At 71.9% G+C, this 22369-nt stretch carries 22 protein-coding genes; 13 read left to right on the forward strand and 9 right to left on the reverse strand.

Annotated elements, in window-relative coordinates; genetic code table 11:
* Positions 1-90: 90 nt before the first annotated feature.
* Positions 91-600 carry a gluconokinase gene (locus FB391_RS08565; protein ID WP_246093425.1) on the forward strand — a complete coding sequence of 170 codons (510 nt, stop codon included), beginning with the start codon at positions 91-93 and terminating at the stop codon, positions 598-600.
* On the opposite strand, the gene FB391_RS20080 is transcribed toward FB391_RS08565, so the two are convergent.
* The gene (locus FB391_RS20080) at positions 585-707 is read right to left on the reverse strand and encodes a hypothetical protein (RefSeq protein ID WP_281286420.1); all 123 of its coding nucleotides are present in this window, start codon (positions 705-707) and stop codon (positions 585-587) included. The genes FB391_RS08565 and FB391_RS20080 overlap by 16 nt on opposite strands.
* Positions 708-973: 266 nt before the next feature.
* On the opposite strand from FB391_RS20080, the gene FB391_RS08570 reads away from it, so the two are divergent.
* Positions 974-1609, forward strand: a complete 636-nt coding sequence (locus tag FB391_RS08570) for a 50S ribosomal protein L25/general stress protein Ctc (RefSeq protein WP_141894020.1) — start codon at positions 974-976, stop codon at positions 1607-1609.
* 68 nt (positions 1610-1677) lie between these two features.
* On the opposite strand, the gene FB391_RS08575 is transcribed toward FB391_RS08570, so the two are convergent.
* Positions 1678-2316 carry a TetR/AcrR family transcriptional regulator gene (locus tag FB391_RS08575; protein ID WP_141894021.1) on the reverse strand — a complete coding sequence of 213 codons (639 nt, stop codon included), beginning with the start codon at positions 2314-2316 and terminating at the stop codon, positions 1678-1680.
* Positions 2317-2473: 157 nt separating this feature from the next.
* On the opposite strand from FB391_RS08575, the gene FB391_RS08580 reads away from it, so the two are divergent.
* The 4 genes from FB391_RS08580 (at position 2474) to pth (ending at position 5001) form a co-directional block, all read left to right on the forward strand.
* Positions 2474-3067 (forward strand): DUF6230 family protein, encoded by a 594-nt coding sequence (locus FB391_RS08580; protein WP_141894022.1) that lies wholly within the window; start codon positions 2474-2476, stop codon positions 3065-3067.
* Positions 3068-3150: 83 nt separating this feature from the next.
* The gene (locus FB391_RS08585) at positions 3151-3597 is read left to right on the forward strand and encodes a DUF6114 domain-containing protein (protein WP_141894023.1); all 447 of its coding nucleotides are present in this window, start codon (positions 3151-3153) and stop codon (positions 3595-3597) included.
* A complete protein-coding gene (locus tag FB391_RS08590) occupies positions 3594-4355 on the forward strand; it encodes a hypothetical protein (RefSeq protein WP_141894024.1) in 762 nt (253 codons plus the stop codon). The genes FB391_RS08585 and FB391_RS08590 overlap by 4 nt, the downstream gene beginning before the upstream one ends.
* Positions 4356-4413: 58 nt before the next feature.
* Complete coding sequence (gene pth / locus FB391_RS08595) at positions 4414-5001, forward strand: aminoacyl-tRNA hydrolase (RefSeq protein ID WP_141894025.1); 588 nt, start codon at positions 4414-4416, stop codon at positions 4999-5001.
* Positions 5002-5039: 38 nt separating this feature from the next.
* Here the strand turns inward: pth and FB391_RS08600 are convergent, their stop codons facing one another.
* The gene (locus FB391_RS08600; protein WP_141892304.1) at positions 5040-6011 is read right to left on the reverse strand and encodes an IS481 family transposase; all 972 of its coding nucleotides are present in this window, start codon (positions 6009-6011) and stop codon (positions 5040-5042) included.
* Positions 6012-6105: 94 nt separating this feature from the next.
* Entirely contained in the window at positions 6106-6699 is a 594-nt protein-coding gene (locus FB391_RS08605; RefSeq protein WP_141894026.1) for a hypothetical protein, read from the reverse strand.
* An 80-nt stretch (positions 6700-6779) separates the two neighbouring features.
* Between FB391_RS08605 and mfd the strand changes: the two genes are divergently transcribed.
* Positions 6780-10424, forward strand: a complete 3645-nt coding sequence (gene mfd, locus FB391_RS08610) for a transcription-repair coupling factor (RefSeq protein ID WP_185843008.1) — start codon at positions 6780-6782, stop codon at positions 10422-10424.
* Between the two features lie 44 nt (positions 10425-10468).
* On the opposite strand, the gene FB391_RS08615 is transcribed toward mfd, so the two are convergent.
* Complete coding sequence (locus FB391_RS08615) at positions 10469-10666, reverse strand: hypothetical protein (RefSeq protein ID WP_141894027.1); 198 nt, start codon at positions 10664-10666, stop codon at positions 10469-10471.
* Positions 10667-10876: 210 nt separating this feature from the next.
* Positions 10877-12229, reverse strand: a complete 1353-nt coding sequence (gene gdhA / locus FB391_RS08620) for an NADP-specific glutamate dehydrogenase (RefSeq protein ID WP_246093426.1) — start codon at positions 12227-12229, stop codon at positions 10877-10879.
* A gap of 161 nt (positions 12230-12390) precedes the next feature.
* Here gdhA and FB391_RS08625 point away from each other — a divergent pair, with 161 nt between their 5' ends.
* The gene (locus FB391_RS08625) at positions 12391-12990 is read left to right on the forward strand and encodes a gamma carbonic anhydrase family protein (protein WP_141894029.1); all 600 of its coding nucleotides are present in this window, start codon (positions 12391-12393) and stop codon (positions 12988-12990) included.
* A gap of 18 nt (positions 12991-13008) precedes the next feature.
* On the opposite strand, the gene FB391_RS08630 is transcribed toward FB391_RS08625, so the two are convergent.
* The gene (locus tag FB391_RS08630) at positions 13009-14226 is read right to left on the reverse strand and encodes an aminoglycoside phosphotransferase family protein (protein ID WP_141894030.1); all 1218 of its coding nucleotides are present in this window, start codon (positions 14224-14226) and stop codon (positions 13009-13011) included.
* Positions 14227-14230: 4 nt separating this feature from the next.
* On the reverse strand, positions 14231-16903 hold the full coding sequence (locus FB391_RS08635) for a phosphoenolpyruvate carboxylase (protein ID WP_141894031.1): 2673 nt from the start codon (positions 16901-16903) through the stop codon (positions 14231-14233).
* A 167-nt stretch (positions 16904-17070) separates the two neighbouring features.
* Here FB391_RS08635 and nhaA point away from each other — a divergent pair, with 167 nt between their 5' ends.
* The 5 genes from nhaA to FB391_RS08660 are packed head-to-tail and all read left to right on the forward strand — an operon-like array spanning position 17071 to position 21060.
* Complete coding sequence (gene nhaA, locus FB391_RS08640; protein WP_141894032.1) at positions 17071-18231, forward strand: Na+/H+ antiporter NhaA; 1161 nt, start codon at positions 17071-17073, stop codon at positions 18229-18231.
* A complete protein-coding gene (locus tag FB391_RS08645; RefSeq protein WP_141894033.1) occupies positions 18186-18893 on the forward strand; it encodes a nucleoside triphosphate pyrophosphohydrolase in 708 nt (235 codons plus the stop codon). The genes nhaA and FB391_RS08645 overlap by 46 nt, the downstream gene beginning before the upstream one ends.
* 31 nt (positions 18894-18924) lie before the next feature.
* Positions 18925-20193, forward strand: coding sequence for a histidine--tRNA ligase (gene hisS / locus FB391_RS08650; protein ID WP_221886302.1), 1269 nt, complete (start codon positions 18925-18927; stop codon positions 20191-20193).
* Positions 20194-20242: 49 nt separating this feature from the next.
* On the forward strand, positions 20243-20524 hold the full coding sequence (locus FB391_RS08655) for a hypothetical protein (RefSeq protein ID WP_141894035.1): 282 nt from the start codon (positions 20243-20245) through the stop codon (positions 20522-20524).
* Positions 20521-21060 (forward strand): hypothetical protein, encoded by a 540-nt coding sequence (locus tag FB391_RS08660; protein ID WP_141894036.1) that lies wholly within the window; start codon positions 20521-20523, stop codon positions 21058-21060. The genes FB391_RS08655 and FB391_RS08660 overlap by 4 nt, the downstream gene beginning before the upstream one ends.
* On the opposite strand, the gene FB391_RS08665 is transcribed toward FB391_RS08660, so the two are convergent.
* Positions 21047-22300: an APC family permease gene (locus FB391_RS08665; protein WP_246093427.1), complete on the reverse strand. Its 1254-nt coding sequence runs from the start codon at positions 22298-22300 to the stop codon at positions 21047-21049. The two genes, FB391_RS08660 and FB391_RS08665, sit on opposite strands and share 14 nt — an antisense overlap.
* Positions 22301-22369: the final 69 nt, after the last annotated feature.

Raw genomic sequence — 22369 nt, forward strand, 5'->3', positions numbered from 1 at the left:
AGAGTCTTGCTGATGCGTGTTACACCGTATGGCCGGCCGGTCACGCCGTGACGCGGACGGTTGTGAGCGCGCCTCGGGTAGCGTGGGCGCGTGAAGACGGCACCCCGCATCGTGGTGATGGGCCCCGCAGGGTCGGGCAAGAGCGTCATCGGCGCGGAGCTTGCACAGCTGCTCGGCCTGCCGTTCGTGGACGCCGACGACCTTCACCCGGCGCAGAACGTCGCGAAGATGGCGGCCGGTACGCCGCTGGACGACGACGATCGGATGCCGTGGCTCGATGTCGTCGCGGCGGAGCTGCGCCGGCACGCCGACGGCGCGGTGATCGCGTGTTCCGCGCTGGCCCGCCGCTACCGCGACCGGATCCGGGCGATCTCACCGGATGCGTGGTTCGTCGAGCTGCGTGTGGACCGAGGCGAGCTGGCGCGGCGCATGACGACGCGTGAGCACTTCATGCCGTCCTCGCTGCTGGACTCGCAGCTGGATGCGCTCGAGCACCTCGGGGACGACGAGGCGGGTGCCGCTGTGGTGAACGACGCGGAGCCCGCCGAGGTGGTGGACCGGATCCGCGCGGCCCTCAGCGCGCGTCAGTCCTTGCGGTAGGCGTCCCGGCCGAGGCCCCAGAACGCGAGGACCGTCCCGACGGCGCCGACCAGGGCCATCGCGCCGATCAGCCAGAGCAGGGCGTGAGACCAGAAGCCGTATTCCATGGGGTCCTCCGTGGGCGGGGAAGCAGGTGCGTTCTTCATCGTAGCGGGGGCGCTGGTAGACTCGTGTCGAACTTCGGCGAGGGATGCCTCGCGCCCGCCGTTCGCGGTGGGATGCGGCATCCGTGATCGACGCGGTGGAGCCGGCCCCTGGGGCTTTCCTCACGCGCGCGCGTTCGAGTCGAAAAGGCAGAACTGCCGCCCTCATACCCGGGCCCGCTCCGCGCAGGCCAGCAGATAAGGGGCCATGCGCCCCGCAAGGAGAAGACATGTCGACTGAGACCGACAACAAGGTCGCGGCCGAGTTCCGCGAGAACTTCGGCAAGGGCTACGCCCGCCGCCTCCGCGCCGCCGGCAAGATCCCCGCGGTCATCTACGGCCACGGCACCGACCCGGTGCACGTCGCTCTTCCCGGCCACCAGGTGTCGCTGCTCATCCGTCGCGCCAACGCCGTGCTCGAGCTCGACCTCGACGGCAAGTCGCAGCTGACGCTGGTCAAGGATGTCCAGAAGGACCCGGTGCACCAGATCATCGAGCACATCGACCTCCTCGTCGTGAAGAAGGGCGAGAAGGTCGAGATCGAGGTCCCGATCGTCGTCGTGGGTGAGCCGTTCGCCGGCACCATTGCCAACCTCGACAACGCCACTGTCACCGTCCAGGCCGAGGCCACGCACATCCCCGAGCACATCGAGGTCGACGTGGAAGGCCTCGAGGAGGGCGCGCACATCACCGCCGGCGACCTGAAGCTGCCCAAGGGCTCCACCCTGGTGGCGGACGCCGAGCTGCTGATCGTCGCCATCTCGGTCCCGGCCGCGACCATCGCCGCCGAGGACGAGATCGCCGAGGCCGACGCGGAGGCTGCCGCCGAGCAGTCCGAGGCCGCCGAAGAGCCCGCCGCGGAGTAATCCCGTCACGAAGGCCCGTCACGACCGTCCGGTCGCGGCGGGCCTTCGTCGTGTCCGGGCGCGGCCGCTCACGCGCCGAAGAGGACGCGGGATGCCGCGGGCTCGAGCCGCTCGGCGATGCCGTGGAGCGAATCCTGGAGCAGATCGACGAGCTGGTCGTCGGTGAGCTGCTCGCCGATCGCGGCGTCGACGAGCGCCTGCTCCGTGAAGGCCAGCCATCCCCGCAGGCCGATGAGCAGGCGCGGCGACGGCTCGGCGCCGAGCTCGCGGAACAGCGAGACGACGCGCTCGGTCTGCAGCAGGCGGGCCTGCTCGACGACGGCGCGGATCTGCGGGTCGCCGCTGGCGGGGCCGCGGACGAGGGAGGAGAAGGTCCCCGCGTGTGCGCGCACGAACCCGACGGTGCGGCGCAGCGTGTCGGTCAGCCGGGGGAGAGGGGCAAGGCCCGGGTCGGGCTCGGTCGCCTGGAGCATGCTGTCGCCGGCGGTCCGGACGACCTCGCGCTGGAATCCCTGGCGAGACCCGAAGTAGTGGAAGAGCAGGGCGCGCGACACGCCGGCATCCGCGGCGAGGATCTCGATGTTCAACTCGCCGAGAGGGTGCTCGGCGAGGGCGGCGACGCCGAGCGCGATCAGCTGAGCGCGGCGCTCCTCGGGCGACAGCCGTGCGCGTCGCACGGCGGGCGACTCCTCGACGCTCGCTGCCATGCTCCGAGACTAGCTGCGCACCCCCGGCGCCCGTCGCACCGCGGAGACGCGATCGTTATTGACTCCGAGTGAATAGCTATTGACGGATAGTCAACAAGGTCCGTAATGTCGCCGTGGCGGTGCATCGCCGCCGACTTCACTGCATCAAGGAGGATCTATGAAGTTCCCTTCGCTCAAGGGCACCCGCCTCGGCCGGGTCGTCATCGCGGCGGTCCCGGTCGGCATCGCCGCGAGCCTCGTCATGACCGGCGTCGCCAACGGCGCGGTGCCGGTCTCGTTCGCGGTCTCGGGGAGTCAGTTCAAGATCGCGGCGGCCTCGCTGGACGGCACGGCGTTCTCGCAGTACGCGGGCGTCGCTGCGGAGAAGAACGGCACACCCCACCCGGTCGCGATCTCGAACATCGGCACCGCCTCGCTGTCCGACCTCTGCCAGTCCGTCGTGACCGACACGCCGCTCGGCAAGGTCGGTCTCCTCATCTCGGCGGGCGGCGGCGGCAACCCGGCCACGGCGACCGACCTGCAGATCGGCCTCACAGACCTTCAAGGCGACGCCACGTTCGGCAAGATCCGCATCGGCGTCGACGCGTCCACCGTCAACACGCCGGCCAAGGGCGAGGCCGGCGGGTTCGCCCAGGACGCCGACACCATCAAGATCACGGGCCTCAAGCAGACGGCCTGGAGCACGCAGGCCGGCGTCTTCACGCTCAACGGCCTGCACCTGCAGCTCACCAACGGCCAGGAGTGCTTCTGACCCGGCGCCCGCGAGGGCGTTGACCCGCGGGGCGGGCACCGGCTGCCCGCCCCGCACCCCGCACGACGACGAAGGAGTCCCGGATGCACCCCACCGATCCGCACACCCCCGACAGTCCGGACCGCGACGAAGCGGCTCCCGGTCGAGCGGCGACCTGGTTCCGGTCTCGACCGGTCATCGGCGGCGGCATCGCCGTCCTCGGCGCCCTCGCGATGCTGCTGTCGACACAGCTCGACCTCGGCAACATCCGCGTGCACGTCGGCATCGAGGGCATGCAGGCCACGATCCTGCCGATCGTCATCGCGCTGGCGGGCATCCTCGCCGTCGTGATGCCCGCGCACCGCATCTTCTACGGCGTGATCGTCCTCGTCGGCTCCGTCTACTCGCTCGTCGCGGTCAACCTCGGCGGCTTCTTCGTGGGCTTCGTCCTCGGCTGCGTCGGCGGTGTCATGGTCGTCTCGTGGGCGCCCCGCCGCGCCGCGGCGGCCGAGGACGTGGATGCCGCACCCGCCGCGGAGGGGCACGCGTGAGGCGGGCGACCACGGTGCGGTCTGCCGCCGCGGCAGTCCTGGTGCTGCTGCTGGTGGCGGGCACGGGTCAGGCAGCGTCCGCCGTTCCGGTGACGCGCGCGGGGGCGGAGGCGGGATGCCTCATCCCGAACCCGCTCGGGCCGCTCTTCGGCCTGAGCGACTGCGCGGTCCCGGCGCCTGGCGCGGATCCGGTGGACACCCCGACGCCGACGCCGACGCTCACGCCGGGCACCGAGACGTCCCCCACCCAAGAGCCCCGTGAAGACCCCGGGGGAGAGGCATCGACCCCGCCGGAGGGCGACGAAGCGCCGGCCGAGCCGGAGGGGCTGCCGCTGGCGCCGCTCGACGAGGGCGCGCCGGTGTTCACCGGAGACCCTGCCACGCTCTCGGGCGACGGGCTGTCGATCGAAGGGCTCAGCGGGATCGCGATCGTGAGCGTGCGGCTGGCGGACGGCACCATGGAGCGGGCGATCCGGCTGAGCGCCGACCGCATCGTCGTCCAGGGCTTCCGGCTCGACGTGCCCGCCGGCGACGGGGGCCTGCGCAACACCGCGACGACGCTCACGATCGAGGGACACGTGGTCGTCTACACGCCGTCGATCCGCGGCATCCTCGCCGACGGGACGGAACGACTGATCGACACGCTGACGACCCCGACCGCCGACGAGCTCGCCTCGCTGACGCGCCTGACCCTGCCCCTGCGCGGCATGCTCGCCGACGGCATCGCCTACGACGACTCGCATCAGGCCACGTTCTGAGCGGGTACGCTCGTGGGGGCTCGCGGCCACTCCGGCGCGCGCCGGAGAGGACGTCGGGATGGCCGAGAACACCTGGCTCGTCGTCGGGCTGGGCAACCCGGGGCCCCGTTACGAGCTGACCCGCCACAACGTCGGCCAGCTCGTCGTCGACGAGCTCGCGGGGCGACGCGGCGAGACGTTCAAGGCGCACAAGGCGAACGCGCGCGTGGTCGAGACATGGCTGCGACCCGGCGGCCCGAAGATCATCCTCGCCAAGGCCAACACCTTCATGAACGTCTCGGGCGGCCCCGTCGCGGGGCTCGCCAAGTTCTACGGCATCGACCCGTCCCACGTGGTCGTGGTGCACGATGAGCTCGACATCCCGTTCGACACGATCAAGCTCAAGGTCGGTGGCGGACACGGTGGTCACAACGGCGTGCGCGACATCGCGAAGGCTCTCGACACCCCGGAGTTCCCGCGCGTGCGCGTGGGGATCGGCCGCCCGTCCGGCCGGCAGGACCCGGCAGACTGGGTGCTCGACCCGTTCGGTGCGACCGAGCGCAAGAACCTCCCGATCCTCGTCGGCGACGCGGCCGACGCCGTCGAGCAGCTCGTCGAGGAGGGGCTCCTCGCCGCCCAGCAGAAGCACCACGCTCCCCGGGCCTGACCCGGGGCGCAGAGCGCGCGGCTAGCTGTACCCGGCAGTCAGGTTGGTGACACCCTGCTGAGTGGGGTGCCGCCGATGGCTGAGTGGTATCGCTGAGTGTTGTACTGCTCGATCCAGGGCGCAAGGGCGGCCGCGCGTTGGTCGTTCGAGGTGAAGACCTGCCGGTAGGCCCATTCGGTCTGCAGGGTGCGGTTGAGTCGTTCGACCTTGCCGTTCTGCCACGGACAGTGCGGGCGGATGAGGACATGTTTGGCGCCCAGCGAGGTGAGCACATCGCGGACGTCGGTGGAGAGCCGGTAGCTGAAGTGGTTGTCGGTCATCACCCGCTCGATGCGAGCGATGCCGTGGTCGCGGAAGTAGGCGGCGGCCCGTGCGAGGAACGCGGCGCAGGTGGCGCCCTTCTCGTCCGGGTGGATCTCGGAGTACGCCAGTCGGGAGTGATCGTCGACGAGCGAGTGGACGTAGTCGAACCCGATCCGCGCTTTCTTGTGCGCGGCGGTGTCGCCGGCTGATCTGCCGTGCGCCCGCCAACCGCCGCCGTCGGGGATGCGGCCCAGCTTCTTCACGTCCATGTGGACCAGCTCGCCCGCTCGGGCGCGTTCGTAGCGGACGGCGGTGGTCTTCGACGCCCGGATGACGGCCCCGGTCAGCGGGTCGCACTCGACCAGACGTGGCACGTGATGTCGGCGCAAGATCGCGGTGACAGTGCGTGCGGGGACACCGGTCACCATGGCGAGGCGGTCGGGGCCTTGCCGCAGCTGACGGCGCACCGCGACCACCCGCAGTTCTACCTCCAGTGGTGTTCGTCGCGGCATGGAATGCGGACGCGAGGAGCGGTCGCTGAGACCGGCGACACCCTCAGCCCGGAACCGGTTGACCCAGCGGTGCGCGCATTGACGCGACACTCCGAGCTCTTTGGCGACGTGAGCGACTGGGCGATGCTGCATCAGCACCCGCTCGACGAGCAGAACTCTGCCCCGGACATTGAGCCGGGCATTAGCGTGAGACACGAGACCTCCTGGCAGCGAAGAACTAGACAGCTCCACTAAGCCAGGAGGTCTCCTCACCCCACAAGAACGTCACCAACGTCCCAGCCGGGTACAGCTAGCCGCCGATGCCGGTGCCCGCGGCCAGGCCGGCGGTGAGGAACCCCTGCACGAGACCGCCGAACACGAGCGGACCGACGGCCGCGATCGCGATGGCGGCGATGCCGGCGCCACGCCCCCGTCTGGTGACGGTGGCGACGATGCCCTGCACCAGGGCCCAGATGCCGATGACGGTGCCCACCCAGAACGAGACCTCTCCGAGCAGCACCCAGTCGCGCACGGGCGTGAGGATCGACCAGTCCCAGCTTCCGTCCATGGGCAGGCCGGCGAGGCCCTTTCCCGCTCCGAGTCCGATGTTGAAGCTCGCGATCGCGCCGAACAGACCGGCACCGATGGTCGCGACCAGCGACAGCACGAGGGCGACGAGACCGAGCGCGCCGCTGCGCGGGACAGGTGCCGGGGCCGCCGGCATCCCGTATCCCTGCGGCGGGGCATAGCCCTGGGGCGGTGCGTACGCACCCGCCGGAGCGACCGGCGCACCGGGATGCTGCGGCACGGATGCGCCCTGCGGCGGCCCGAACGGCGGGGCGGCCGGCGGGACCCAGGCTCCCGGGGGAGCGGGCGGGTTCTGCGGGGCGTCAGGGGTGGTCACGCGACTCATCATAGGAGCGCCCCGCCGTCCGGCCGGGGCGGGCGGGCCGCGATGTCGGCGCGGCGCCGTAGACTCGTGCGGTGACAGTTCCCGGGATCGTGCGCGCCCTCGAACAGGCGGAAGCCTTCCGGGACGCGGTGGCCGCGGCATCCGTCGATGCCGATTTCTCACTCGTCGAAGGACTCGATGCGCCGCTGCTCGCCGCGCTGCTCGAGAAGCGCCGCGCCGGCGGCAAGCCGCCCGTCGTGCTGCTCATCGCGCCGACCGGGCGCCGCGCCGAGTCCCTCGGACCGGCGCTGGGAGCGCTGCTGCCGGGCTCGGAGGTACTGCACTTCCCGGCGTGGGAGACGCTGCCGCACGAGCGGCTGAGCCCCAGCACCGAGACGGTGGGAGCCCGGCTCGACATCATCGCGCGGATCGCCCGCTGGGACGCCACCACGCCGCTCGTGGTCACGGCGTCCGTGCGCGGAGCGCTGCAGCCGCTCGCGGCCGGGCTCGCGGACGTCGACCCCGTCGAACTCGTCCGGGGCGGCCGCGGGCAGGAGCTCGCAGACGTGGTCGCGCGCCTCGTCGAGCTCGCCTACCACCGGGTGGACATGGTCTCGCGGCGCGGCGAGTTCGCCGTCCGCGGCGGCATCCTCGACGTGTTCCCGCCCACCGCGCCGCACCCGTACCGCGTCGAGTTCTTCGGCGACGAGGTCGACGAGATGCGCGCGTTCTCGGTGGCCGACCAGCGTTCGCTGCCCGGCGAGGTGAGCGACGTCACCCTGATGCCCAGCCGCGAGCTGCTCCTCACGGATGCCGTGCGCGGGCGTGCCCGCCAGCTGAAGGACGAATTCCCCGGGCTCGCCGGCATGCTCGAGAAGATGTCCGAGGGCATCCCCGTCGAGGGCATGGAGTCGCTGCTGCCCGCCGTGGTCGACCAGCTGGTGACGCTCGTCGACTATCTGCCGGAGGGTGCCTCGGTCGCTCTCCTCGACCCGGAACGCGCCGTCACCCGCGCGATCACGCTGGGCGAGACGAACCGCGAGTTCCTCGACGCCGCCTGGAGCGCGGCGACCGCCGGCGCGTCGACGCCCGTCGACCTCGGTGCGGGCGACTTCCTGTCGCTGCCCGAGCTGCGCGAGGCGGCACATGGCCGCGGCGGCGTATGGTGGACCCTCAGCGCCTTCGACTCCGGTGCGGCCGATGCCGTCGCCGAGGGCCTGCTCGACGCCCCGATCAGCACCGACATCGACGTGGCGCTGGAGGCCGCGGCCGCCATCCGGGTGCCGGGCACGGCGGTGCCGTCGTTCCAGGGGAACGTCGAGGGCGCGACCGACCACGTGGGCGCGCTGCTGTCGGACGGCTGGCGGGTCGTGATCGCGGCCTCCGGGACCGGCCTCGTGGAGCGCGCACGCGACGTGCTCGCCGAGCGCGGGATCGCCGCGCGCAAGGTCGACGAGGTGCTGCACGCGCCGGAGCCCGGGGTGGCCCACGTCGTCGTCAGCGTGCTCGAGCGGGGTTTCGAGGCGCCCGGCGCGAAGCTCGCGGTCATCACCGAATCCGAGTTCTACGGCCGCACGATCGGCGGCGACACCCGTGTGGTCAAGAAGCTCGCGTCGCGCCGCAAGGCCGTCGTCGACCCGCTCCAGCTCAAGGCGGGCGATTTCGTCGTGCACGCCACCCACGGCATCGGCAAGTTCGTCGAGCTCACGCAGCGCGAGGTGTCCAGCGGCGGGCGCAACGCGGTCAAGAGCGTGCGCGAGTACCTCGTGCTCGAGTACGCGCCGTCCAAGCGCGGCTACCCGGGCGACAAGCTCTTCGTCCCCACCGACCAGCTCGACCTGCTGTCGCGCTACGTGGGCGGCGAGGCGCCGACGCTGTCGAAGATGGGCGGGAGCGACTGGGCGCAGGCCAAGAGCAAGGCGCGCAAGGCGGTGCGCGACATCGCCGTCGAGCTCGTGAAGCTCTATTCGGCGCGCATGGCGTCCAAGGGGCACGCGTTCGGTCCCGACACGCCCTGGCAGCGCGAGCTCGAAGAGGCGTTCCCGTTCGCCGAGACGCCCGATCAGCTGCAGACGATCGACGAGATCAAGGCCGACATGGAGAAGCCGATCCCGATGGACCGGCTGCTGTCGGGCGACGTCGGCTTCGGCAAGACCGAGGTGGCGGTGCGCGCCGCGTTCAAGGCGATCCAGGACGGCAAGCAGGTGGCGATGCTGGTGCCGACGACGCTCCTCGTCAAGCAGCACCTCGAGACCTTCGCCGAGCGGTTTGCCGGGTTCCCGGTGAAGGTGCGACCGCTCTCGCGATTCCAGTCCGACAAGCACGCGCGCGAGACCCTGGCGGGACTCACCGACGGCACCGTCGACATGGTGATCGGCACCCACCGCATCCTCACCGAGAAGGTCGTCTTCAAGGATCTCGGGCTGCTGATCGTCGATGAGGAGCAGCGGTTCGGCGTCGAGCACAAGGACGCCCTCAAGAAGCTCAAGACGAACGTCGACATCCTGGCGATGAGTGCGACGCCCATCCCGCGCACGCTCGAGATGGCGGTCACCGGCATCCGCGAGATGTCGACGCTGCAGACCCCGCCCGAGGACCGCCACCCGATCCTGTCGTACGTCGGTCCCCGCAACGACAAGCAGATCGCCGCCGCCATCCGCCGCGAGCTGCTGCGCGAGGGGCAGGTGTTCTACGTCCACAACCGTGTGCAGTCGATCCAGCGTGTCGCGTCCGAGCTCGCCGAGCTCGTGCCCGAGGCGCGGATCGCCGTCGCTCACGGGCAGATGGGGGAGCACCAGCTCGAGCAGGTCGTCGACGACTTCTGGGAGCGCAAGGCGGATGTCCTCGTCTCGACGACCATCATCGAGACCGGCCTCGACATCTCCAACGCGAACACGATCATCATCGACCGTGCCGACAAGTACGGCCTCAGCCAGCTGCACCAGCTGCGCGGCCGGGTGGGCCGTGCCCGTGAGCGGGCGTACGCGTACTTCCTGTACGACGACATGAAGCCCCTCAGCGAGACGGCGGCAGACCGGCTCGAGACGATCGCGGTCAACAACGACCTCGGCTCGGGCATGCAGGTCGCGCTCAAGGACCTCGAGATCCGCGGTGCCGGCAACCTGCTGGGTGCGGAGCAGGCCGGCCACATCGCCGGCGTCGGCTTCGACCTGTATCTGCGCATGATCGGCGAAGCCGTCGCCACCTTCCGCGGCGAAGAGGCCGAGGGGCCGACCGAGCTGCGCCTCGAGCTGCCCGTGCAGGCGCGCATCCCCGAGTCGTACATCGACAGCGAGCGGCTGCGGCTGGAGGCGTACCAGAAGCTCTCTGCGGCGGCATCCGCGACCGCGCCGTCCGCCGACGGCGCCGATGCGATCGACCTGGTCGTCGAAGAGCTCACGGACCGCTACGGCGAACCCCCCGCGGAGGTCGAGGGCCTGCTGGCGATCGCGCGCCTGCGGCGCCGGGCGGCGCAGGCCGGGCTGGCCGACGTCGTCGCGATGGGGCCGAACCTGCGCGTGGCCCCCGCGAACCTGCCGGACTCGATGCGCGTGCGCCTGCAGCGCCTGCACCCGAAGGCGAAGCTCGTGGCGAACGGCGAGGCGATGGTCGTGCCGCTGCCGAGCGCGGGTGGGGAGCCGCTCGGGGACGCCGAGCTGATCGCGTGGGTCGCGCAGCTGCTCGATCAGCTGTGGCCCGAGCAGAAGCCCGACACCGCGACGGTCGCCGGCGCCTGAGCACGGACGATGCGGGGCGCCCCCGACGGGCGCCCCGCATCGCGTCACTCCCGCGTCGCCGAGAACCGCTGCTGCGCGGCGTCGTACTCGACGACGCGCACGCGCAGCTCGACGCCCGGATCGGCCGCCATGCCGCGCACGAGTCCCGGCACGCCGGCGCACTCCACGAGAACGCCGAACGGGACGGCCTTGGTCACGGTCGCGGTGATCACGTCACCGGCCGCGAGGGTCTGCTCGCTCATGCATCCACCCCCTCTCGCTGTCGGGGCGAAGAGGGATGGACGGATCACGAACCGGTCGGGTCGCCTTCCCTTGTCGTGCCGCGCTGCGCGTCCGGCACCATCCCGATCTTCACGGCGGCGACGCTACCAGACGGTCCCGGCGCAGCGGCGCACAAACGACGGAGGACCGGATGCCGCGGCATCCGGTCCTCCGTCTGTGAGCGTTCCGCGTCAGATGACGCCCTGAGCGAGCATCGCGTGCGCGACCCGCTCGAACCCGGCGCAGTTGGCGCCCGCGACGTAGTCGCCCGGGCGGCCGTACTTCTCGGCCGCGGTGAAGGCGGCGTGGTGCACGTTGCCCATGATCGCGCGCAGCTTCGCCTCGCTGTCGTCGAAGTTCCAGCGCTGGCGTGCGGCGTTCTGGCTCATCTCGAGCGCAGAAGTGGCCACACCGCCGGCGTTGGCCGCCTTGCCGGGCGCGAACAGCACGCCGGCCGCCTGCAGCACCTCGACGGCGTCGGGGGTCGAGGGCATGTTGGCGCCCTCGGCGACCGCGCGCACGCCGTTGGCGACGAGTGCGCGCGCGTCGTCGCCGTCGAGCTCGTTCTGCGTGGCGGAGGGGATCGCGACGTCGACCGGCACGCGCCAGGGGCGCTCGCCCTCGACATAGGTGGCGCCCGGGCGACGAGCGGCGTAGTCCGAGATGCGGCCGCGCTCGACCTCCTTGATCTGGCGCAGCAGGTCGACGTCGATGCCCGCCTCGTCCAGGACGTAGCCCGAGGAGTCCGAGGCGGTGACGGCGGTGCCGCCGAGCTGGTGCGCCTTCTCGATGGCGTAGATCGCGACGTTGCCCGAGCCCGAGACGCCGACGCGCTTGCCGTTGAGGGTCTCGCCGTGCACGGCCAGCATCTCTTCGACGAAGAAGACCGCGCCGTAGCCGGTGGCCTCGGTGCGCACCTCGGCGCCGCCCCACTGCACGCCCTTGCCGGTGAACATGCCCGACTCGTGGCGGTTGGTGATCTTGCGGTACTGCCCGAAGAGGTAGCCGATCTCGCATGCGCCGACGCCGATGTCTCCGGCGGGCACGTCGGTGTGCTCGCCGAGGTGGCGGTACAGCTCGCTCATGAACGACTGGCAGAAGCGCATGATCTCGGCATCGGAGCGGCCGTGCGGGTCGAAGTCGCTGCCGCCCTTGGCGCCGCCGATGCCCTGGCCGGTGAGCGCGTTCTTGAAGATCTGCTCGAAGCCGAGGAACTTGATGATCGACAGGTTGACCGACGGGTGGAAGCGAAGACCGCCCTTGTACGGGCCGAGCACCGACGAGAACTGGATGCGGTAGCCGCGGTTGACCTGAAGGCGGCCGGCGTCGTCGATCCACGGGACGCGGAACATGATCTGGCGCTCGGGCTCGACGATGCGCTCGAGGATGCCGCCGTCGACGAACTCGGGATGCGTGTCGAGCACCGGTGCGATCGACTCGAGCACTTCGTGGACGGCCTGGAGGAACTCGGGCTCGTGCGGGTTGCGGGCTTCGACCGTGTCCAGGACGAGCCGGACGGTGTCGTTGGAGGTCAGAGTGGTCACTGAGGACATGGGGGTGGTGCTTTCGGAAGGCCAGCAGAGAGGGCGACGTCGTCGGCGCCTTTTCACCCTACATACCGTGCGGACCGTGCTCGCACGTGTGACGTCCTGTGCGACGGCTACGCTGGCGGCATCCGGTCCACGAGAGCAGGAGACGGGCGACGATGCGTTTCGAACACCTCGGGGCAGGCCCCCGCATCCATCCGACCGCGGTGGTGGCGGCGACCGCCGTCATCAGCGGCGACGTCGAGATCGGGCCTGACTGTCAGATCCTTCACGGCGCGGTGATCACCGCCGAGGGCGGCGCGATCACTCTGGGGTCGAACGTCATCGTCATGGAGAACGCGCTCATCCGGGCGACCTCGACCAATCCGGTGCACATCGCCGATCACGTGCTGGTCGGTCCGATGGCGAGTGTGTCGGGCGCGGTGATCGAGGAGGAGGTGTTCCTCGCCACCGGCACGCGGGTGTTCAACGGGGCCCGCATCGGAGCGCGCAGCGAGGTGCGCATCAACGCGGTCGTGCACCTGCGGACGACGCTGCCGGCCGACACGACGGTGCCCATCGCGTGGGTCGCGGTCGGCGACCCGCTGCAGATCCTGCCGCCGGACCGCCACGACGAGATCTGGGCTGCGCAGCGCGAGCTCGATTTTCCGGGCTACGTGTTCGGCCTCGACCGCGAGACGCCCGACCTCATGGTCCAGCTCACCGAGCGCTACGGCCGCAGTCTCGCCCGCCACGCCGACGACCGCCGCGTGGACTGAGCCTCTCGACGCCTGGCCTCAGCCGCGTTCGAGCGCCGCGGTGCGTCGCAGCCAGGTGGTCGGATCGGCCGCGTGGTAGATCTGCTCGGACGCCTCGATGCGGTCGAGGAAGCCGCGGTAGAGGGTCGCCTGGCGCAGCGCGCCGTAGGGTGCGAGCAGCTCCAGCGCCCGCTCGGGGTCGGACCCCGGGACGGCCGTGCGCCACGCGGAGGCCCAGTGTGTCGTGAGCCGGGATGCCGCGGCCGCCGGCATCCGCTCCATGAAGGCCGCGTGATCCAGCAGGGGGTGTCCGATGCCGCTGTCGCCCCAGTCCAGCAGGATCAGGCGGTCGTCGTCGCCGCGCAGATTGCCCGGGTGGAAGTCGCCGTGCACGAGAGTGTCGGGCAGCCCGCAGGCCGCGAGGTCGGCGTGCAGACGCGGCAGCCGGGCGATGAGGCCGGCGACGGAAGCCCGATCGCCCGCGTCGACGTCGTCGGCGAGAGCGAGGGTGCGCTCGGCCGCCGGCGTGAGCGACGTGGGGGTCCAGTGCGGCATCGGCGGCAGCGTCGACGGGTCGACGGACGACTGGATGCCGACGAGCAGGTCGATCATCCGGCGTGCGGTGTCGGCCGCCGCGCCGTAGCGGTCGTCGCCGGGCACGTCGGCCAGCAGGACGGCGTCGTCCGTCCGGGCGAGGAGACGCGGCACCGCGAACGCCTGGAGCCGCTCGAGCACCGCACCCTCGTGCGCGAAGAACGGCGGGACGGCCTTGAGCCAGACGATCCCGATGTCGGTGGGCAGCCGCCACAGTGCCGAGAGGTTCCACGTCCGCGTCTGCTCGGGCTCGCCGGTGACGGCGATGCCCTCGGCGGCGAGCGCGGCCTGCGCCCACACCAGGTACCGGCTCGGGCCGCCGGGCTTCGCCCACGCCATGCGCAGGCGCGCATCGGCGATGAGCGCGGCATCACCGTCGTACAGCGCGAGGTTCGGCCGCTCGGGGACCTCGGCGACGTACACGACCTCTTCCGGCCGCCCGCCGTCGCGCGGCGTCACGCGCGCGAGCCGCAGCAGCGTCGGCGTGATCCCGAGCGCGCCGCGGGCCGCGGTGATGACCGCGGGCGCCTCGCGCCAGTCCCCGTCCTGGTCGGACCCCGCGTCCGCGTCGGGCGAGAGGGTGAACGGCGCCGTCACCCCGAGCGGCGTGCCGCCGGGGAGCACCAGCACCAGCCGGACCGAGAGCCCGGCGGCTGTGCTCACCGGCTCACCCGGTGTTCTGCAGGCCGGCCGCGACGCCCGACACCGACAGCAGCAGCAGGCGCTGCAGCTCCGGATCGACGGGCGCGTCCTGCGGCGCCTCGCGCAGGGCGCGGAGGGCGCGCAGCTGCAGCAGCGACAGCGCGTCGACGTACGGGCTGCGCATCTTGACGGCGCGCTGCAGCACCGGCTTGTTGCCGAGCAGCTCGGTGCCGCCGGTGACGCGGATCACCCAGTCGCGGGTGAGCTGCATCTCGTCGCGCACCAGGGCGGCGAGGTCGTCGCGGTCGCCCAGCTCGAGGTAGTGGCGTGCGATGCGGTCGTCGGTCTTGGCGAGGCTCATGGCGACGTTGTCGATGAGCGTGCGCAGCAGCGGCCACTCCTGGTAGGCCCGCTGCAGCAGCGCCTCGTCGCCGACGGTCTCCAGCGCCGTGCCCAGGCCGAACCAGCCGGCCAGGTTGATGCGTGCCTGTGTCCACGCGAACACCCACGGGATCGCCCGCAGGTCTTCGAGCGACTCGACCGACAGGCCGCGCCGGGCCGGGCGCGAGCCGAGCGCGAGCAGCCCGATCTCTTCCATCGGCGTGACGCGGGCGAACCACGGCGCGAAGCCGGGCGCCTTCACGAGCGAGAAGAAGCGCTCGCGCGAGGCGGTGTCCATCGTCGCGGCGACGTCGGCGTACCTCTCGGCGGCAGCGCGGTTGCGCTCCTCGTTGGAGGGCGCCGAGGCGAGCAGGATCGCCGCGGCGACCTGGTCGATGTGACGGATCGCGATGGCGGGATCGCCGTAGCGGGCGAAGATGACCTCGCCCTGCTCGGTGAGCTTGAAACGGCCGTCGACCGAGTGCGGCGGCTGCGCGAGGATCGCCGAGTTGGCGGGACCGCCGCCGCGCCCCAGGGCGCCGCCACGGCCGTGGAAGAGCGTCAGCTCGATGCGGTTCTCGTCGGCCCACGCGGCGATCTCGGCCTGAGCCTGGTACAGCGCGAGGTTCGCGGCGACCGGGCCCACGTCCTTCGACGAGTCCGAGTAGCCGAGCATGACCTCCAGCCGGCGCCCGGTCGCGTCCAGGCGCGCGGCGAACTCGGGATGGTCGACGATCTCGGCGAGGATGCGCGGGGCGGCCTGCAGGTCTGCGAAGGTCTCGAACAGCGGGATGACGTCGAGCACGGGCGGCGTGCCCTCGGGCCCGACCGCGAAGCGGGCGAGCTTGTGCACGTTGGCGAGGTCGTCCGCGGACTGTGTGAACGAGACGATGTACCGGCCGGCGGCACGCGGCCCGTAGCGCTCCTGCAGGAAGGCGATCGTGCGGATGACGTCGAGCACCTCTTCGGCCAGCTCGCTGCGCGGTGCGCCCGACTCCAGCTCGGCGAGCACCTTGGCGTGCACCGCGGAGTGCTGACGGACCTCCAGCTCGGTCAGATGGAAGCCGTACGTCTCGACCTGCCACAGCAGCTGCTGCAGGTGCCCGTACGCCTGCCGGGGCGCCCGCGCCTGCACGAGCGAGTCCTGCACCGTCCGCAGGTCGGCGAGCAGGTGCTCGGGGTCGCGGTACGCGAGGTCGGCGTTGCGCTTGCGGGTCGCATCGATCTTGCGCGCGATGAGCAGCATGATGCGACGGTGCGGCTCGTCGGGCGAGCGCTTGGCGATGTCTTTCGCGGCGTCCTCGTCGGCCGCGCGCAGGCGCTGCCACAGCGCGACGACGGCCTCGCTCGGGGGCGTCGTCGCCGCATCGAGGGTGAGGGTGCGGCCGATGCGGCTGGCGGTGTGCTCGAGACCGAGCAGGACGTGCTCGCTGGCGATGGCCGACGCCTTGCGGGTGACGGATGCCGTCACGAACGGGTTGCCGTCGCGGTCGCCGCCGACCCACGAGCCCACGCGCACGAAGGGGCGCACGATGGGGGCCTTGCCGCCGGCATCCAGCCCCTGCAGGGCGTCGTCGATGCGGCGGTAGACGTGCGGGACGGCGGTGTAGAGCGTGTCGTCGAAGACGGCCATGACCGCGCGCACCTCGTCCGTCGGCGACGGCTTCTCGGGGCGCAGCGGCGCGGTGCGCCACAGTGTGTCGATCTCTTCGAGCATGCGCCGCTCCGCGCGGCGCTCGTCGGCGCCGCCGCTCTGGGCGAGGTCGTGCTCGCCGAGCAGGGCGGCGAGGCGCCGGATGCTGGTGGACACCGCGCGGCGGCGCGCCTCGGTGGGGTGCGCCGTGAAGACGGGGTGGAACCGCATGTTCTGCAGGTGCTGCAGCGCGGCCTCGTCGCCCACCTCGGCGGCCAGGCGCGCGTACGCCGAGGCGACGGTGTCGGCTGCCTCGCCGCGCTCGGGGCGGCCGTTGCGCTCACGGAGCACCCGCACGCGCTGGTGCTCCTCCGCGAGATTGACGAGGTGGAAGTAGGCGGTGAACGCGCGGGCGACCTCGTCCGCCCGCGCGACGGTGAACGAGTCCGCGATCGCGGCGGCACGCGCGAACGCCTCGGGCGTCTCGTCGGTGTACGCCTGGATCGTCGCGGTGCGCAGACGCTCGACGTCCTCGTACAGGCCCTCGGAGCCGCTCTCGCGGAGCACCTGGCCGAGGAGCGTCCCCAGCAGGCGCACGTCGCCGCGCATGCTCTCGGGAATGCCCTGTTCCGCCTCGAATCGCCCGACGAGGTCGATCGCTTCGGTGTTGGTGAGTTCGCGCATCAGTCCAGGCTAACGCCGCCTCGTCGGCTCGCCGTCACGGCGGACGCTGTGTGACGACGGGAGGGGGAGCGGCCTCGGTAGACTGGCCCGCGGAGAGCCGGGAAGTCTGGTCGGCACGTCCTTGTCGACCGCACGCGCCGACCCGCGAACGCCCTCACGGAGGCCAGATGTCTCTTCTTCGCTCTGCCCGCTTTCCCGCCATCGTCCTGCTCGCCGCGGCCGCTCTCGGCCTCATCGTGGCGAACTCGCCCGCCGCCGGGTCGGTGGATGCCGTCATGCACGCCGAGCTCGGCATCCCCGGGGTGTTCGAGCTCAGCGTCTCGCACTGGATCAAGGACGGCCTGCTGGCGGTCTTCTTCTTCGTGGTCGCGGTCGAGCTGCAGTACGAGCTCACCAGCGGCCAGCTGAACTCGGCGCGCAAGGCCCTGCAGCCGGCGATCGCCGCCGCGGGGGGTGTCGTGCTGCCCATCGTCCTGTACGCCGTGATCGCGTGGGGATCGGATGCCGCAGCGGGCTGGCCCATCCCCACCGCCACCGACATCGCCTTCGCGCTCGGCGTGCTCGCGGTGTTCGGCAAGGGGCTGCCTTCGGGGCTGCGCGTGTTCCTGCTCGCCCTCGCGATCCTCGACGACATCGTCGGCATCGTCTTCATCGCGGTGCTCTTCACCTCCGGCGTGAACATCGCGGCGCTCGCCGGTGCCGCCGTCGCGGTCGTGGCGTTCGGCATCCTGAGCCGCCAGCTCGACAGCCGCGCCCGCGTGCTGATCGCGATCGTGCTCGCACTGCTCGCCGTCGCGACGTGGGTGCTCTTCGTGCTCTCGGGGGTGCACGCCACGATCGCGGGCGTCGTGCTCGGACTGGCGATGGCCCAGCGGCCGGCGCTGCGCGTGCGTCACGAGCTGGAGCCGTGGGTGAACGTCGTCGTGCTTCCGGTGTTCGCGTTCTCAGCGGCGCTGGTGGCGATTCCCGCCGTGCCGATGTCGCAGCTGTCGCCGGCGTTCTGGGGCGTGCTGGTGGCACTCCCCGTCGGCAAGGTCATCGGCATCTCGCTGCTCGGCTGGCTGTCGCTGCGCATCGGGCACCGCGGCGGACCGCCGCCCCTCAGCTTCGCGGACCTGCTGGCGGCCGGTGCGCTCGGCGGCATCGGGTTCACGGTGTCGCTGCTGCTGTCGGAGCTGGCCTTCGCCGGGGAACCCCCGCTGCGCGATCAGGCCACGCTCGGCGTGCTCGCCGGGTCGGTCGTTTCGCTCATCCTGGCCGCGGTGCTCGTATCGTGGCGGGCATGGCACCATCGACGCCTGACGGCGAGCGCCCCGAAGACCGCGTAGTCCCGACCGACCCGGATGCGCTGCGGGAGGCCGCGCTCGTGATGCGCGCGGTGCGCGACCGCTGCGTGTGGACGCAGCAGATCGACCACCGCGCGCTCGTCCCCTACCTCGTCGAAGAGAGCGCCGAGCTCATCGACGCGGTCGAGGAGGGATCGCGCGGCGAGCTGCGCGAAGAGCTCGGAGACCTGCTGTGGCAGGTGCTGTTCCACGCCGAGATCGCCTCGCGCGACCCCGACGAGCCGTTCGACATCGACGACGTCGCGCGCGGGCTCACCGACAAGATGGTGCGGCGGCATCCCCACGTGTTCGGCGATGCCGTGGCGACCACGCCCGAAGAGGTTCTCGTGCACTGGAACGCCGCCAAAGCCGCGGAGAAGAGCGCGCGCACGAGCGTCCTCGACGGCGTGAGCGAACGGATGCCGAGCCTCGCGCTCGCCCAGAAGCTGCTGTCGAAGGCGTCCCAGGTCGGCCTCGCTCCGGCGCCGAGCGCGCACGGCGGTGCGCCGGTGGACGAAGCCGGGCTCGGCGACGCGCTGCTCGCGCTGGTCGCCACCGCCCGCGCGAACGGCTGGGACGCGGAGCGCGCGCTCCGCGAGCGGCTGCGGCGCCTGGAGAGCGGGATCCGCGCCGCCGAAGCAGCACCGGAGGCTCTGGAAAGATAGACCCGTGGCATCCGTGAACCCGCCGCGCGGCATGCGCGACTTCCTCCCCGCTGACAAGGCCCGCCGCGAGGGCGTCCTCGCCGTCATCCGCGAGCGCTACCGCGCGCACGGCTTCGACGAGATCGAGACGCCGGTCATGGAGGAGTACTCCCGGCTGCACGCCGGCATCGGCGGCGACAACGAGAAGCTCGCGTACAACGTGCTCAAGCGCGGCCTCGACGCCGAAGCGATCCGCGCGGCCGCCGACGAGCCCGCCGAGCTGACCGACCTCGGTCTGCGCTACGACCTCACCGTGCCGCTGGCGCGCTTCTACGCGAGCAACCGCGGGCAGCTGCCGTCGGTCTTCCGCTCGATCCAGATCGCCCCGGTCTGGCGTGCCGAGCGGCCGCAGAAGGGCCGCTACCGCCAGTTCGTGCAGTGCGACATCGACATCATCGGCGACGCCTCGGCGCGCGCCGAGGCCGAGCTCGCCGTCGCGACGCTCGACACCCTCGACGCGCTCGGGCTCGAGGGGGGCCGCATCCGCATCAACGACCGGCGCGTGCTGGACTGGATGCTCGACAGCTTCGGATTCGCGGCCGCCGAGCGCCCGGGTGTGCTCATCACGATCGACAAGCTCGACAAGATCGGTCCGGACGGCATCGTCGCCGAACTGCGGGAGCGGGGCGCGACGACCGCGGCGGTGGACGCGTTCGCGGCCTTCGTGCGGCGGCCGATGACGATGGAGTACAACCCCTACGGCGAGCGTCAGATCCGCAAGGCCCTTCCGTCGGGCGCACCCGACGACATCGTCGGCCACCTCATCGGCATCGGCGAGGCAGTGGCCGCAGCGCGCGGCACGGACGGCCCGCTCGGCGACATCCCGCTCGTGTTCGACCCGTTCCTCGTGCGCGGAATGGGCTACTACACCGGCACGATCTTCGAGCTCGCCCACCCGTCGGTCGACTACTCCCTGGGCGGCGGCGGCCGGTACGACGGCATGATCGGGCGCTTCCTCGGGCAGGACGTCCCGGCTGTGGGCTTCTCCATCGGCTTCGAGCGCATCGTCGATCTCGTCTCCGAGCGTGCGGACGCGGCCGCTCACGCGATCGTGCTGGTCCACGACCGCGACGTGCCCGAGTCCGAACTGCTGGCGGTCAAGGCCGCTCTGGTGCGCCAGGGTTCGCGGGTGCGCCTGGAGCACCGCACCAAGAACCTCAAGGCGCTGCTGGAGCGCGCGGCGGCCGACGGCTACACCTCGTTCGCCACCGTGAGTGCCGGAACCGCGGCGGAGGGGCTCGAGGTCAAGCCGCTCGCCTGATGTCAAGCATTGGTTGACAGTCCAGAGATGTCAATGCTACGTTGACAGCATGAGCACCCCACGCACCCTTCATGCCAGTTCCTCAGCGCGCGTCTTCGGCGGCGTCATCGGCGGCGCCGTCGGCGTGATCGTCGCCGGCCTCGTCGTCCTCGTCCTCGGCGTCGGGCTCGACTGGGGCGGCGTCGGGGGTGGGGCGGCGATGGGCGTCGGCGTGGGCCTGGTCGCCATCGGCATGTACGTCTGGGGCTACGCGAACGGCCTGCGCAAGGCCGGGCGCGGCGCCACCGCGCCCGGGGGCGCGTGGCTTCCGAGCCGCGACGGTCAGGAGTGAGCGACCTCTCCGACGTGGTCGGGCGGGCGGTGCTGGCCGACGCCGGCATCTCCGCCGAGGATCGGCTGACCGACGCCGACCACCTCGCGCTCATCGCCGCCGGAGCTCGCGCCGAGGGCGAGGTGCGCGAGCTGCTCCAGCGTGCCGTGACAGCCGCCCGCGCCGGCGGCGTCAGCTGGGCCCGCATCGGCGGCGAACTCGGCATGACGCGCCAGGCCGCGCAGCAGCGCTTCGGATCGGGTGCGCCGCCGGCACGCGATGCCGCGCCGGACGACGAGCGATGGCTCGGACCGGTGACCGCCTTCGACGAGATGGCCGAGCTGGAGCTGGCTGGTCAGGCGGGGTGGCACACCGTGGAGGCCGACGTGCTCTCGCACCGCATGGTCCGCACCGACACCCAATGGGAGCATCGCCGCATCCTGTGGCGGTCCTCGCTCGCGGCGGAGACCGCCGACGGCTGGGAGGTGGGGTGTCGCGCATTCCCGTGGATCTACCTGGTGCGCGACCGCGGCATCCCTCCCGTCACCGCCGGCTGATGCTCCGCAGGCGCACGAGCCGGTAGCAGACCCCGATGGCGACGACGGCCACACCCGCCACGACAGCAGGCCAGGGGAGGGTGGCTGCCAGGACGAGGCATCCGATCCCTCCGATCACCTGCAGGGCCGGCGGGTACCGCCGCGCGGCGCCCCGCTGCCGGAACGCGGCGACGTTCGCGACGAAGTAGTACAGCAGCACGCCGAACGACGAGAAGCCGATCGCCCCCCGCAGATCGACCGTTGCGACCAGTGCGACGACGATCGCGCCGACGGCGAGCTCTGCGCGCAGCGGGACCTGTCGTCCGGGATGCACGCGGTCGAGGAACGTCGGCAGGTCGCGCTCGCGGGCCATCGCGAACGCCGTGCGGCTCACGCCGGCGATGAGGGCGAGCAGGGCCCCCAGCGACCCGGCGGCCGCGCCGACCCGCACGACCACCCCGATCCACGCCCAGCCGGAGCGCGCGGCGGCCTCGGCGACCGGCTCCGTCGATGCCGCGACCCCCGCGGGTCCGAGGGCGGTGAGCACCGCCACGGCGACGACGGCGTACACGGCCAGGGCGATGAGGAACGCCACCACGATCGCGCGGGGGATCACGCGGCGCGGATCCCGCACCTCCTCGCCCATCGTGGCGATGCGCGCATACCCGGCGAAGGCGAAGAATAGCAGTCCCGCCGACTGCAGGATGCCGTAGGCGCCGCCCGTCCACAGCGACGCGACGGTGACCGGGTCGGCGGCAGCGCCGCCGGCGAACGCGGCGGTGACAGCCGCGGCCAGGGCGCCCAGGGTGATCACGACGATCACGCGTGCTGCGCCCGCCGTGCGGGTGACGCCGAACGCGTTCACCGCCGTCAGCGCCGCGACGGCCGTGACGGCGACGGGACGCTCCCAGCCGGCGGGCGCCGCATAGGCGGCGAACGTCAGCGCCATCGCCGCACAGCTGGCGATCTTGCCGACGACGAACCCCCAGCCGGCGATGAACCCCCACCACGGACCGAGCTCGGCGCGGCCGTAGGCGTACGTGCCGCCGGACGTCGGGTGCGCCGCGGCGAGCTGCGCCGACGAGGTCGCGTTGCCGAAGGCGACGAGGGCCGCGATCGCGAGGCCGACGAGCAGGCCCGTGCCGGCGGCATCCGCGGCCGGCGCCCACACGGCGAACACGCCGGCGCCGATCATCGACCCGAGACCGATGAACACCGCGTCGCCGAGGCCCAGGCGGCGCTGCAGGGAGGGGATGGTCACGGGCGGAACATTAGCGCCCCGCGGCGAACGGGTCCCGCACCTCTCGCGCCGGAGGCGCCCGGTCGGACA

The organism is Microbacterium kyungheense (genome assembly GCF_006783905.1).
In the GTDB taxonomy this organism is placed as follows: Bacteria; Actinomycetota; Actinomycetes; order Actinomycetales; family Microbacteriaceae; genus Microbacterium; species Microbacterium kyungheense.